The organism is Pseudomonas vlassakiae (assembly GCF_014269035.2).
Taxonomy (GTDB): domain Bacteria; phylum Pseudomonadota; class Gammaproteobacteria; order Pseudomonadales; family Pseudomonadaceae; genus Aquipseudomonas; species Aquipseudomonas vlassakiae.
Window position 1 is genome coordinate 43,546 of the sequence record NZ_JABWRP020000022.1, and the last position, 13,291, is coordinate 56,836.

Annotated in this window: 12 protein-coding genes; 7 read left to right on the forward strand and 5 right to left on the reverse strand. The window is 62.5% G+C overall.

Features of this window, described 5'->3' with window-relative positions; all coding sequences use genetic code 11:
- Window positions 1–236 precede the first annotated feature (236 nt).
- Window positions 237–1,157, forward strand: coding sequence for an SMP-30/gluconolactonase/LRE family protein (locus HU738_RS22580; RefSeq protein ID WP_186604244.1), 921 nt, complete (start codon window positions 237–239; stop codon window positions 1,155–1,157).
- 45 nt (window positions 1,158–1,202) lie between these two features.
- Window positions 1,203–2,537 (forward strand): MFS transporter, encoded by a 1,335-nt coding sequence (locus HU738_RS22585; RefSeq protein ID WP_186604246.1) that lies wholly within the window; start codon window positions 1,203–1,205, stop codon window positions 2,535–2,537.
- 4 nt (window positions 2,538–2,541) lie between these two features.
- Here HU738_RS22585 and HU738_RS22590 read toward each other — a convergent pair whose 3' ends face one another.
- Together HU738_RS22590 and HU738_RS22595 are read right to left on the reverse strand one after the other, a co-directional pair.
- The gene (locus tag HU738_RS22590) at window positions 2,542–3,723 is read right to left on the reverse strand and encodes an MFS transporter (RefSeq protein ID WP_176509871.1); all 1,182 of its coding nucleotides are present in this window, start codon (window positions 3,721–3,723) and stop codon (window positions 2,542–2,544) included.
- A gap of 125 nt (window positions 3,724–3,848) precedes the next feature.
- On the reverse strand, window positions 3,849–4,526 hold the full coding sequence (locus tag HU738_RS22595; RefSeq protein WP_054887392.1) for an RraA family protein: 678 nt from the start codon (window positions 4,524–4,526) through the stop codon (window positions 3,849–3,851).
- A gap of 225 nt (window positions 4,527–4,751) precedes the next feature.
- Between HU738_RS22595 and HU738_RS22600 the strand changes: the two genes are divergently transcribed.
- Window positions 4,752–5,729 carry a hydroxyacid dehydrogenase gene (locus HU738_RS22600; RefSeq protein ID WP_054887393.1) on the forward strand — a complete coding sequence of 326 codons (978 nt, stop codon included), beginning with the start codon at window positions 4,752–4,754 and terminating at the stop codon, window positions 5,727–5,729.
- Window positions 5,730–5,810: 81 nt separating this feature from the next.
- Complete coding sequence (locus HU738_RS22605) at window positions 5,811–7,145, forward strand: MFS transporter (RefSeq protein WP_186604248.1); 1,335 nt, start codon at window positions 5,811–5,813, stop codon at window positions 7,143–7,145.
- 85 nt (window positions 7,146–7,230) lie between these two features.
- Here the strand turns inward: HU738_RS22605 and HU738_RS22610 are convergent, their stop codons facing one another.
- From HU738_RS22610 to HU738_RS22620, 3 genes are all read right to left on the reverse strand, one after another.
- Complete coding sequence (locus HU738_RS22610) at window positions 7,231–8,514, reverse strand: OprD family porin (RefSeq protein WP_186604250.1); 1,284 nt, start codon at window positions 8,512–8,514, stop codon at window positions 7,231–7,233.
- Between the two features lie 72 nt (window positions 8,515–8,586).
- Window positions 8,587–8,910: a hypothetical protein gene (locus HU738_RS22615; RefSeq protein ID WP_054887396.1), complete on the reverse strand. Its 324-nt coding sequence runs from the start codon at window positions 8,908–8,910 to the stop codon at window positions 8,587–8,589.
- 66 nt (window positions 8,911–8,976) lie between these two features.
- The gene (locus HU738_RS22620; RefSeq protein ID WP_186604252.1) at window positions 8,977–10,746 is read right to left on the reverse strand and encodes a cyanophycinase; all 1,770 of its coding nucleotides are present in this window, start codon (window positions 10,744–10,746) and stop codon (window positions 8,977–8,979) included.
- A 356-nt stretch (window positions 10,747–11,102) separates the two neighbouring features.
- Between HU738_RS22620 and HU738_RS22625 the strand changes: the two genes are divergently transcribed.
- From HU738_RS22625 to HU738_RS22635, 3 genes are read left to right on the forward strand one after another with little or no spacing between them, the layout of a single operon-like run.
- Window positions 11,103–11,879: an ABC transporter substrate-binding protein gene (locus HU738_RS22625; protein ID WP_099815720.1), complete on the forward strand. Its 777-nt coding sequence runs from the start codon at window positions 11,103–11,105 to the stop codon at window positions 11,877–11,879.
- An 11-nt stretch (window positions 11,880–11,890) separates the two neighbouring features.
- Window positions 11,891–12,580 (forward strand): ABC transporter permease, encoded by a 690-nt coding sequence (locus HU738_RS22630; RefSeq protein WP_186604254.1) that lies wholly within the window; start codon window positions 11,891–11,893, stop codon window positions 12,578–12,580.
- 9 nt (window positions 12,581–12,589) lie between these two features.
- Entirely contained in the window at window positions 12,590–13,285 is a 696-nt protein-coding gene (locus HU738_RS22635) for an ABC transporter permease (protein WP_054887400.1), read from the forward strand.
- Window positions 13,286–13,291: the final 6 nt, after the last annotated feature.

Below are 13,291 nucleotides of genomic sequence, written 5' to 3' on the forward strand. Positions count from 1 at the left end.
GGTACGGCATACGCCATGACCAAGGCTGCATAGCAAACTCCAGTTGTTTTTATTTTGGAACGCCATTTCCTTTACATAAGGTCACATAATTTTGAACCTCGTCAAGAGCCGCAAAAAAGACGACGAAAATCATCGCCTTTCGTCGCATCATGATTTATTTTGAAATGGCATTGCATTAAACCAAGAACACAACAACAACCTGGACGCTCACGCGCCCCTTGCCGCCAGGAGCCCTCATGAGTTTTTTCGCTGCCCCACCCACCGTCGAAACCACCGTCTTCACGCGCCTGCCCGAACGCTTCCGCGACCCGCGCCCCACTGCCTGGGCCAACGCCAACCGCCAGGGACGCGCAATCGACTCATTCCTCGAGGGCCCGTCTTTCGACCGTCAGGGGCGCTTGTACGTGACCGACATTCCCAACGGGCGCATCTTCCGCATCTCGCCCCAAGGCGAATGGGAACTGGTCTGCCAGTACGATGGCTGGCCCAACGGCCTGAAGATTCACCAGGACGGGCGCATCTTCATCACCGACTACAAGCGTGGGATCATGCTGCTCGACCCGCAGACCGGCGCCATCGAGCCGCTGCTGGACTCGGCCGGCTCCGAAGGTTTCAAGGGCGTCAACGACCTGGTGTTCGCGCCGAACGGTGACCTGTACTTCACCGACCAGGGCCAGACTGGCCTGCAGGACGCCACGGGCCGGGTATACAAGCTCGACGCCAAGGGCAACCTGACGTGCCTGCTGGGTACCATTCCCAGCCCCAACGGCATCGTCTACGACCCCCACCTCAACCACCTGCTGGTAGCCGTGACCCGCGCGCAGCAGATCTGGCGCATCCCGCTGGGCAACGGCTCGATCGTCGGCAAGGTGGGCGTTTTCGCGCAGTTGCATGGCGGCCTGGGCGGGCCCGACGGCCTGGCCCTCGATGCGCAGAGCAACCTGTACATCGCCCATACCGGCTTCGGCTCGGTGTGGAAGCTGTCGAAAGTCGCCGAACCGCTGCAACGCATCGTCTCCTGCGCCGGGATCAGCAACACCAACCTGGCCTTCGGTGGCGATGACGGGCAGACCCTGTTCATTACCGAATCCGAGACCGGCAGCATTCTGCAGGTCCGTACCGCCACACCTGGGTTGCAGATGTATTCCCACAGCTGAACCCGCGCCTGTCAGCGCACACAACAACTACAAAAGAGTGACGACATGAACCACGATTCCCCTGCAGCCCAGGCGCCGCTCAGCGACGCCGAGGGCGACCGCCTGATGCGCCGCGTGCTGTGGCGCCTGGTGCCGTTCATCTTCATCTGCTACGTGATCAGCTACCTCGATCGCACCAACGTCGGCTTCGCCGCCATCAGCATGAACCAGGACCTGGGGCTGACCGCGACGATGTTCGGCTGGGCGGCCGGCCTGTTCTTCTTCGGCTACTTCATGTTCGAGATCCCCAGCAACCTGCTGATGCAGCGCTTTGGCGCACGGGTGTGGATTGCCCGGATCATGATCACCTGGGGGCTGATTTCCATGGCCACCGCCTTCGCCACCGGCCCCATCAGCTTCAGCATCGCACGGTTCCTGCTGGGGCTTGCCGAAGCAGGCTTCACGCCAGGGGTGTACCTGTACTTCACCTACTGGTTCCCCGGGAAGTGGCGAGCGAAAGCTACCGCAGCGTTCCTGCTGGGCATCCCGGTCGCCAACATCGTCGGCTCGCCACTGTCGGGCTGGCTGATGGAACAGCACGGTGTGTGGGGCCTGAAGAACTGGCAACTGCTACTGGTCACCGAATCGATGCCTGCCGTGTTGCTCGGTATTGCCTGCCTGTTCGTGCTGGTCGATGCCCCGAACAAGGCAAAGTGGCTGAACCCACGGGAAAAGGCCTGGCTGACCCAGCGCCTGTCCCAGGAGCAACAGGCCATTGGCGCCTCCCACGGCAACACACTGCGCGCAGCACTGACCAATCCCAAGGTGTTCACCCTGGCGGCCATCAACTTCTGCTGCATCGTCGGCTCCATCGGCATCGGGCTTTGGCTGCCGCAGATCATCAAGAGCCTGGGTATTTCCAGCGGCGTGGTCGGCCCGGTAGTGGCGCTGCCTTACCTGCTGGGCGCCGTGGCCATGACCTTATGGGCGCGCCTGGCCAACCGCAGCACGCACCGTCTGCCCTACGTGGCCAGCGCACTGGCGTTTGCTGCACTGGCCCTGGTGAGTGCTGCGCTGATCGACCAGCCGCTGCTGAAGATCGCCAGCCTGTGCCTGGCCGTGGCCGGCATCCTGTCTTTCCAGGCAACGTTCTGGGCGATTCCCTCGACCTTCCTCACCGGCCGCGCCGCAGCGGGCGGCCTGGCGCTGATCGTCTCGATCGGCAACCTTGGCGGCTTCACCGGGCCCTTCCTCATCGGCCTGATCAAGGATGCCACGCACAGCTTCACCCTGCCGTTCTTCGCCGTAGCCTCGATCCTGCTGATCGGTACCTGCCTGACGCTCTGGCTGGGTGACCCGGCCAAGCAGCAAACGCCGCAGGGCCAGGGTCAGGCTGCCTGACCGATCAACTGCGGCGACGCATGCCGTACTGCCCCAGCAACCCCAGCACCAGCACCCCACCGGCGATCCCCAAGGTCGCCGGTGCCCCCCAGCGGGCCGCGACCAACCCGGCGATCATCCCGCCCAGAGCCTCGAAGCCAAAACGCATGGCGATGTAGAAGGCAATCACCCGGCCACGCAAGTGGCCCGGCGCACCGCTCTGCAGCTGCATGTTGGTGCTGACATTGCTCAGGGTGATGCCAAAACCCAGCAATGCCAGCGCCAGCAACGCCAATGGCAGCATGCCCCCCAGCCATAGGCCGACCAGGGCGACCGCGCACAGCAGCGCCCCGGCGTCGGTGAACTGGCGCAGGCGGGGCAATGCGCCGCCGAACGCCAGCACCAGGGTCGCCGCGAAGGCTCCCGCCCCCGCCGCCCCCCACAACCACCCCAGCACCTGCGCGTCACCGGCAAACACCGCCTTGGCGAGGATCGGCAATAGCGCTGCATAGCAGGACGCCAACAGGTTGACCATGATCACGTTGACCAGCAGTTGGCGCACATTGCGGGTCTGCCACATGTAGGCCAGCCCCTCGCGAAACACCTGGGCAGTCGAACCACTGGCCTTTGGGCTGGCGCTACCGCGCACCTTCAGCAAGCCGAACAGCAATGCCAGGAAGGCCAAGGCCGTCAACGCGAAGCAGGTCGCCTCGCCGGCGAGCGCGATCAGTGCCCCGGCCAATGGCGGGCCGACGAAACGTGCGCCGTTGATCAGCATGGCATTGAGTACCAGCGCATTGGGCAGGTCGGCCGGGTCATCGACGAAACTGCCGATCAACGCCTGGCGTAACGGTGTTTCCAGGGCGTTCAGCAAACCCAGCAGCAAGGCCATGCCGGCGATGATCGGGCCATCGACCCAGCCCAGCCAGGTAGAGAGCGCCAGCGCAGAGGACTGCAGGGTCAGGATCACTTGCACGATGATCAGCAATCGACGTTTGTCGTGCCGGTCGATCCATGCACCGGCCAGCGGGCCAATCAGTAGTTGCGGCGCCAGCGAAAGGAAGGTGATCAGGCCCAGCAGCACGGCCGAACCCGTGAGGTGATAGGCGAGCCAGGCCAACGCCACCTGCTGCACCCACTTGCCAAGGGTGGAAACCCCCTGGCCGGCGAAATATATCTGGAAATTGCGGTGGGCGAGCGCACGAATGGCGGAAGGCCATTGACTACGATGCAACGACGGTGAATCGGTCAAGTCTGCGAATCCTCATGAGACCCGCGCCAGTCCATCGCCTGCTGCGCCCCCCATCGCAAGGTGCGCAGCAGGTTGTTGGGTCAGCCTGGCAGCAGGCAGCCTTTCTTCTTCAAGGACTCAATGACCCAGGAGCGGTCGTTGGTACCTTGGGCAATGTGCTCCATCTGAGCGGTTTCGGCAGCATGCTTGGCCGTGGCACGGGCATAGACGTCGGCAACCTGGTCGTACGGTACGCAGAGCAGGCCGTCTTCATCGCCGATCACCAGGTCGCCCGGCTCGATCACCATACCATCAATGGCAATCGGCACGTTGATCTCGCCCGGGCCGTCCTTGTACGGGCCACGGTGCGACACACCGGCGGCGAACAGCGGGAAGTCGCCCGCACCGATATTGGCCGCATCACGGATCGCGCCGTTGATGACGATGCCCGCCACACCGCGCTTGACGGCGTAGGCCACCATCATTTCGCCGATCAGGGCGTTGGTCAGGTCACCGCCGGCATCAACCACGATCACGTCGCCTGGCTGAGCGATGTCGAGGGCGTAGTGCAGCATGAGGTTGTCACCTGGGCGAGCCTTGACGGTGAGGGCCGGGCCGCAAAGCCCCCCTTCGCGGTGCATTGGGCGCAGCCGGGCACCGCCCGCCGTCATGCGGTTCATCGAGTCGCTGACGTTGGCGACCGGAACCTCACGGTAGCGTGCAACCCACTCTTCGCCAATTTTGCGCGTGCGTTCAAGCACTTGGAAGCCAATGCTCATGTGACATACCTCTATTGATGTTATTCGATGTCATCGGCGGCCGCCGAATCTGTTTTTTAGAATGTCATTGCATTATTCCTTTTTCAATCGCTTTTTTTAGCTCCCATTCAGATCACGACGAGCAGTAAATTTATTTTGTTGCAACGTCGTTTCATTATGGTAGGGTTGATTCCATCGCCGCCCATGAACTGCAGCGACTGCCCTGACAATAAAAAGGTGTTCACGATGTCCCGTACCATTCTGATTACCGGCCCCGAACTCGCCGCCGAGGCCATGCAACTTGCCGCCGACCAGGGCATCAGGGTGGTCCCCACCACGCCCTACCTGCCGGCAGAAGAGCTGGTGGCCATCATTCGCGCGGAACAGCCCGATGCCATCGTGGTTCGCCAGGGCAGCCTGACCCGCGCCATGATCGAGGCTTGCACCAAGCTGAAGCTGATCACCAAGCACGGTGTCGGCTTCAACACCATCGATATCCAGGCTGCCGCCGAGCACGGGATACCTGTGTCGATCGCAGTGGGTGCCAACGCACAGTCAGTGGCCGAGCATGCCTTTGCCCTGATGTTCAGCGTCGCCCGCCAGACCGCCCTGCTCGATGCACGCATGCGTGAAGGCCACTGGGACAAGGCGTCGGCCAACGGCATCGAGCTGTCCGGCAAGACCTTGGGCCTGGTGGGTCTGGGTTCGATCGGCAGCATTCTGATGGACCTGGTGGCGCCGCTGCGCATGAAGGTCAAGGTGTTCGACCCTTACCTCAAGCAACTGCCGGCACGCGCCCATGTCGAGCGCGAGGAAGATTTCGATCGCCTGCTCGCCGAAAGCGATATCATCAGCCTGCACTGCCCGCTGACCGAGACCAATCACGGCCTGATCGGCGCTGACCAATTGGCACGCATGCGTCCGGGTGCCATCCTGATCAACACTGCCCGTGGCGAGCTGATCGACACTGACGCCCTGGTACAGGCACTCAGCGAGCGTCGCATTGCCGGTGCGGGCCTGGACACCTTCAGCCCCGAGCCGCCACCCGCCGACAGCCCGCTGTGGGGCTTGCCGACCCTGGTCGCCACACCACACGTCGGCGCCAACACCACCGAAGCCCGCGACCGTGTAGCCCTGGTCTGTGTGAGGCAGGTGCTGGATATCCTGGCGGGCAATGCCCTTGATCCGCGTTGCGTGGTCAACCGCCACCTGATCGACAGCTGATTGCAGCCCTCTCGCGCCGCTTTGCGAGAAGCGGCGCCGATACCACGCGTCACTCCAGAAAAACAACAATTGGAGAGCACCATGAATTCAGCTACCTCCGTGCCGGACGACCTCGAACGCAGCACCATGCGCCGTGTTGCCTGGCGCCTGCTGCCTTTTCTGATCATCTGCTACCTGATTGCGATCATCGATCGCGGCAACATTGGCATGGCTTCGCTACAGATGAACCAGGACCTGCAGCTCTCAGCCAAGGTCTTCGGTTTCGCCAGCAGCCTGTTCTTCTTCTCTTATTTCCTGGTCGAAGTACCCAGCAACCTGGCCATGCAGCGGTACGGCGCGCGGATCTGGATTGCTCGCATCATGATCACCTGGGGCCTGATTTCCGCCGGCACGGCGTTCGTCCAGGGCGCCAATTCGCTGTACGTGATGCGCTTCCTGCTGGGCGCCGCCGAGGCCGGCTTCTTCCCGGGCGTGCTGCTCTACCTCACCTACTGGCTACCGTCGGCCTACCGTGCGCGCATGGTGGCGCTGTTCATGGTGGCGATCCCGGCCGCCAACTTCATCGGTTCGCCCCTGTCGGGCCTGCTGCTGAGCCTGGATGGCTGGATGGGCATGCGCGGCTGGCACTGGCTGTTCATCCTCGAAGGCATCCCGGCAGTGCTACTGGGCATCGCCTGCCTGTTCGTGCTGACTGACCGCCCTGAACAGGCCAAGTGGCTGAGCGACGAGCAACGCGGCTGGCTCACCCAACGGCTGGCCAGCGAGGCCGCCAAGAAGACCGCCATCGGCCATATCTCGCTGTGGAAACTGCTGCGCCACAAGGATATCTGGGTACTCGCGTTGATCTACTCGGGCGCTTCCGCCGCGGGCAGCACCATGAGCGTGTGGGCGCCGCAGCTGCTGAAAACCTTCGGTCTCAGTGCCATGGAGATCGGCCTGGTCAATGCCATTCCGTATGGCATCGCCTCGGTCGCGATGATCATCTGGGGGCGTAGTTCCGACCGCACTGGTGAGCGCCGCTGGCACACTGCGATGACCATGCTGCTGATCGCCGCAGGCCTGCTGATGACCCTGTTCACATCCTCGCTGCCGGCCACGGTCGTGATGCTGACAATGGTGCTGGTGGGCGCTTATTCGATGAAGGGGCCGTTCTGGGCACTGGTCTCCGGCTGGCTGTCGTCGTCCACGGCAGCCGCCGGGCTGGCGGCCGTCGGCGCCATGGCCAACCTGATCGGTGGCGGGCTGATGGTCAACGTCTACGGTGCCATCCACGACGCCACCAACAGCTATGCCCTGGCCTTGATGCCCCTCGCGACACTGTGCACGCTGGCCGCCATGGGGGTATTGGTGATCGGCCGCAAGCGCCAGCACGAGCAGGCTGAAGCAACTGCCACTGCAAGCGCCAAGCAAGCCTGAGCCTCGGCGCTTTGATGCCTGCCTTCCGCAGGGAACGTGGGCATCGTCTTTTCGATCCTCAGGCAGGCATCCATCGCCCCACGGATTACAGCAAGCTCAGCGGGTACTCCACGATCAGCCGCACTTCATCCAGGTCGTTATCGAATGAAGTGGAACGGTGGGTGGCCTGGCGCAGGCGGAACGAGAGGTCCTTGGCCATGCCGGCCTGGATGACATAGCGGGCTTCCATATCGCGTTCCCAGTGCTTCTGGTCATCTCCCGTCCATCCCGCGAACGGGCCGTTCGGGTCCACCCGGGTACCGTCGATCTGATCGCCCTTCACATACCTGGCCATGAGCGTCAGCCCCGGTACACCGAAGGCCACCAGGTTCAGGTCGTATCTCAACTGCCAGGAGCGCTCGTTGGGGGCGTTGAAGTCCGAGTACTGGACCGAGTTGGCCAGCCAGATCGAATCACCACCGATGTAGTCGAAAAAGTCGTCGCCGCTGATCTTCTGGTACGCCACGCTGAGCTTGTGCGGACCCTGGCTGTAAGCAGCCTTGAGCGAATATGCCGTATTGTCCAGTTGCCCCGCCAACGCAGCGCCCTGATCGCGGGTCTTGTAAGCGACCAGGTCGAAGCTCACGGTCTGGGTTTCAGCCAGGGGCAGTGTGTAGTAGACGTTGGCGAAATACTGGCGCCAGAGCTCTTCGGCTTGGCTGGCGTAGGCCGCCAGGCTGAGCCTGTCGGTGACGTGGTAGGTGGCACCGATGAAATCGACGCTGCGCGCTTCCACACCTGCGTATTCGGTGGTCAGAGCGCCATCGGCGTTGCTCGAGTCACGTCGGTTGATCGAAGTGAAGTGCCCTCCTTCCATGGACAGCTTCTCGTACTCCTGGCTGGCCAGGTGAACGCCGGTCGCGGTCTCCGGCAGCAGACGCGAATCGCTGGTGGCAAACACCGGGGCGGTGGTGCGTTGCTCGCCATATTTCAAGGTAGTGGACGACACCCGCAGCTTCACCGCACCGCCCAACTCGCCGGTACTGTCTTCTATACGCCCCTCGCTATCCACCGGCAGGATCCCGTTGCCGACGCTTCCGCGGCCACCATCAAGCCTGATGCCGCCATATGCATGCACATCGAAACCCAAGCCCAGCGTGCCCGGGGTAAAACCCGACACATAGTGCGCCTGGATCCCCTGGTCCCATTCATTCCGGGTGTTGCGCCTGACATTGCGATAGTCGCGGTGCATCCAGAAGTTGCGGTTGAGCAGGTTCAGCGTGCTGTCTTCGATCAAGCCTTTCGAGGCCTGCTGTTCGCCAGCACCTGCCCACTGGGCGTGAGTAGAGGCGAGGGCCACTGCGATCAGGGTCGCTTTCACGGTATTCATTGCTTGCTCCATTGTTCTTGTTATGGGGGTACGTGGCGGCTTGCACCGCCAGTCAGGGCAGGCGCATCGGCCCTATGCCAATTGCTCCAGTGAAAATTCGGGTGGGCACGTCCCTTTGCTGATGACCGCCTCCAGGCACAGGGTGGTCGCCGACTCTGCCCAGCAAACGAAATAGCCCTTGGCTTTGGATTGCTTGAGCTTGAACAGCCACTTCAACTCTGCATCGTCGTGCAGGCTCTCCATGCTCGCTGGCAACTGGATGATCGAATAGAAGCCAGCCTTGGTTTGCGTCCGCTCCAGAACCTGGAACGCCGGCTGGGCGATGGCGAAGGCTTTCGGGCTTTGCGGTTGCAGCAATTTTTCCAGGGCGAACGCTTCCAACCTGCTGATTTTCATACAGGGCTCTTGTGTGGATTGACGGAGGGCCGATGCTGCGCCAGGCCAAGCGCGGCCAGGTTCAACTTACAGCGGTTGCAACCCGACGACCTTGGCCAGTACCTGCGCCACTTCGGCCCGGGTTACCGGGGCTTGTGGGTTGAAGCGGCCTTGCTCGGCCTGCAGCCAGCCCTCACCCACGGTGAGGGTGGCCGCATCGGCATAGGCTTTGGCCAGGCCACCGATGTCCGACAACGCCACGGTTCTGTTCAGGCGGATGCCCTGATAACGCTCTACCAGCGCCCGGCAGGCCAGCGCCCATTCCTTGCGGCTGACGAGCTGGTTGACAGAGAAGGGTTCGCTGCTGCTCATCCAGCCGTTGGACAGCACCACGTCGAGTTGATCACGCAGCGGGTGTTCGGCGCCGACATCGGTCAACGCGGGCAACCGGTCCCGCCTGGGCTCCGCGGCCAGCGTCATCTGCAGGGCATTGGCCAGTTCCAGACGGGTGATGGGCCGCCCTGGTTCGAAGGCGTTGCCGGCGTTCAAGGTCATCAGCCCCCTGAAACTGATGGCGCGAATCGCATCGCCGCTGCTCCCCGAGCCGGCGTCGGTCGGCGCGCTGGTTGCAGGCTCGCCGAGGGTGGCATTGACCGGGCGGATATCCAGGCGCACGCCACCCACGCTGTACTGGGTCAGCGCATCGTGCACCTGGCTATAGGCGCTGAAGTCGGCCGTCTTGCTAAACTCGAAACGGTAGCCGTAGTGGTAGCCGTTGAGCGGGTTGTAGCGGGTCATCAGGCCCAGCTGCCGCGAGGCGGTATTATCCGCCAGACCATAGATCACCGCCCGGTCGATCGCCGAAACGCCCGAAAGGTCTGTAATCAGCTGATTGCCCGACAGGTATTCGCTACCGGCCTGAATGACTGCCTTGCCTGGGGCGGGCTGCACCTTGCCGCTGGCAAGGTCATAGCGATCGCCATGGCTGAGCATGGCCAAGCGCACATTGCTAAGCCGTGTGCCATACAGGCCGAAGGATTTCTCTGCCTGGCGGGTGTCCATCACGGTCAGATAGCCCTCGCCCAGCACCTGTACCTGCCCTTGAGGGTTGACCCACATCGCGGTGTTGGTGTCCAGGCCGAACCCGCGGTTGAGCGTGCCCCCGGTGAGGTAGGCTGCCATGCGCGCGACACGCCCGGTGCTGGTTTCCTCGATCTGATCGAGGTGCTGATCGATCACACCACCTTTGAACAGGCCGGCACCCTTGAGCAACGCCGTGCCGCGCTGGTCAGCTTTGCTGGCCACGCCGAAGTCCAGGGTATCCATCACGACGCCGAAGGCGGTTGGCATCTGTCCACCCAGAACGCTGGCACCGGCGCTGGTGCCGCCGACCACGCCACCGCGGTCATAGACGCTGCGCACAGCCTGCATCAGCAGCGACGGGGAGCCATCGGCGTTGAACAGGGCGCGGGCGATCCGGGCCTGGTCGCCACCGACAAACCACACGCCGCTGGCACCGCGCAGCGGTTCGACCACTGCGGCATCGTTCATGGTTCGCTGGTAGTTGAGCTTGTCGACCCCCACGATGCTGATGCGCTTCGCGGCAACCCCGAGGGCAACCAGTTCCGCCATGAAGCGATTGCTCGAGCTCAGGCTGCCGCTGGCCGTTGGGACGATGACGATGCGGGCGTCCTGACGACCACCGGCGAGTTCGATGAACTTGTCATAGACCGGAAGGTTACTGGCACGCAGCATACCGCCCACGGCCAGCAAGTTGCCTTCAGCCAGGGCGGCCGGACTGGCACAGGAAAGCAACAGGGCGGCGATCATTGCCCCCGCGTTCAACGGTGTGTTCATGGATTGTCGCTCTTGTTATGGAAATTCGTGCGAGCCGGCTGGCAGCGCGCGATGGAAATATATTTTCCAGATTATGTTTTGTGAAAATTTATATATCAGCGCAGGCATGTCTTCAAGCGTTGCGCGCTGGCGTGCCCCCGACGCGTGCCAGGACAAAAACGTGAGAACGACCGGCAAGGCACGCGCTAGAGGCTTCTCGACCTGAAGAGGCAATAGAGAGGTAGATAATTTATTTTCACGAATGTAGATTTCTGAAAAAAATAATGTCATAAATCTGCGCACCAACGGCCCAGGTAACGCCATCGCCCAGGCGACCTGCGCGCACACCCAATCCGCCCCAGCTAGGAGTCAACAAGATGAACAAGATCGTACTTCTCGGCGCGCTGGCACTCAGCGCCGTCAGTGGCATCACCGCCGCCAGCGACGATACCCTGCGCATCGGTATCGAAGCGGCCTATCCGCCCTTCGCCTTCAAGACCCCGGAAGGCAAGATCAGCGGCTTCGACTATGACATCGGCAATGCCCTGTGCGCAGAAATGAAGGTCAGATGCGAGTGGGTCGAGCAAGAGTTCGACGGGCTGATCCCTTCGCTGAAGGTGCGCAAGATCGATGCGGTACTGTCATCGATGTCGATTACCGAGGACCGTTTGAAGTCGGTGGACTTCAGCAAGAAGTACTATCAGACGCCTGGCAAGCTGGCGATGAAGGCCGGCAGCGTGGTGAACGATCCGTTGGTGGACCTCAAGGGCAAGAAGGTGGGCGTACAGCGCGCATCGACCTACGACCGATTCGCCTCTGACCAGTTCGAACCCGCCGGCATCGAGGTGGTGCGCTACGCCTCGCAGAACGAAGCCTTCCTCGACCTGGCCGCGGGCCGACTGGACGCGACACTGGCAGACATCGTGAACACCAGCGAAGGCTTCATCAAGACCCCCATCAGCAAAGGCTTCGCTTTGGTCGGCCCAGACTTCAACGACCCACGTTACTTCGGCAAGGGGGCAGGCATTGCCGTGCGCAAGGGTGACAGCGACCACGCCGCCCGCCTCAACGCAGCCATTGACGCGGTTCGCGCCAACGGCACCTATCAGCAGGTACAGGCGAAGTACTTTGCGTTCGACATCTACGGCAAGTAAGAGGCCCGACCATGCTCCACGGCTACGGCCCGACCATTCTCCAGGGGGCTTGGCTGACGCTGAGTCTGGCCCTGATTTCCATGACAGTGGCGATCGCCCTCGGCTTGCTGGGCGCGACATGTCGCCTGTCGCCCTTGAAGTGGCTGGCGGTGCTTGGCGAAGGCTACGCCACGGTCATCCGCGGCATACCTGACCTGGTACTGATCCTGCTGATCTTCTACGGCGGCCAGGACCTGATCAATCGTGTCGCGCCGCTGCTCGGTCATCCTCGCTACATCGATATCAACCCGTTCATCGCAGGGGTCTGCACGATGGGCTTCATCTTCGGTGCCTATCTTTCGGAAACGTTCCGCGGTGCTTTCATGGCCATCCCCAGAGGGCAGGCCGAAGCCGGCGCGGCCTATGGGATGACAGGCATGCAGGTCTTCAAGCGAGTGCTGCTGCCGCAGATGGTCCGCTTTGCCCTGCCCGGCTTCACCAACAATTGGCTGGTGCTGACCAAGGCCACGGCACTGATATCGCTGATTGGCCTGCAGGACATGATGTTCAAGGCCAAGAGCGCGGCCGACGCTACCCACGAACCATTCACCTTCTTCCTGACCGTTGCCGCGTTGTACCTGACGCTCACCAGCGTATCGCTGCTCATCCTGCGCCTGGTGGAAAAGCGCTACAGCGTCGGCACCCGCCTGGCCGAACTTTGAGGACGCTCCATGCTGGACTTCAAGCTGATCGCCGACAGCCTGCCGCTCTTTGCAGGCGGTGTGCTAGTGACCTTCAAACTGCTGCTGATTGCCCTCGCCGCGGGCCTGGCGCTGGCCATCCCGCTGGCGCTGTTGCGCGTATCGCGCCAGCCATGGCTCAGCGCCCCGGCATGGCTATATACCTACGTCATTCGTGGCACCCCCATGCTGGTGCAGCTGTTTCTCATCTACTACGGCCTGGCGCAGTTCGAGGCAGTGCGCACCAGCGTGCTGTGGCCATACCTTTCCAGCGCCACCTTCTGCGCCTGCCTGGCGTTCGCCATCAACACCAGTGCCTACAGTGCCGAGATTCTCGCCGGCAGCCTGAGGGCCACACCGCCTGGCGAGATCGAAGCGGCCCATGCCATGGGCATGCCACGCATTACCCTGTACCGCCGGATCCTGCTGCCGTCTTCGCTGCGCCGTGCACTGCCGCAGTACAGCAATGAAGTCGTCATGATGCTGCACACAACCTCGCTCGCCTCGATCGTCACCTTGGTCGACATCACCGGTGTGGCCAGGACCGTCAGCTCGCGTTACTACATGCCGTTCGAGGCCTTCGTCACTGCCGGGCTGTTCTACCTGTGCCTGACCTTGATCCTGGTGCGCCTGTTCAAACTGGCAGAAGGCCGCTGGCTGGCCCACCTGGCCCCGCGCAAGAACTGAGAGATC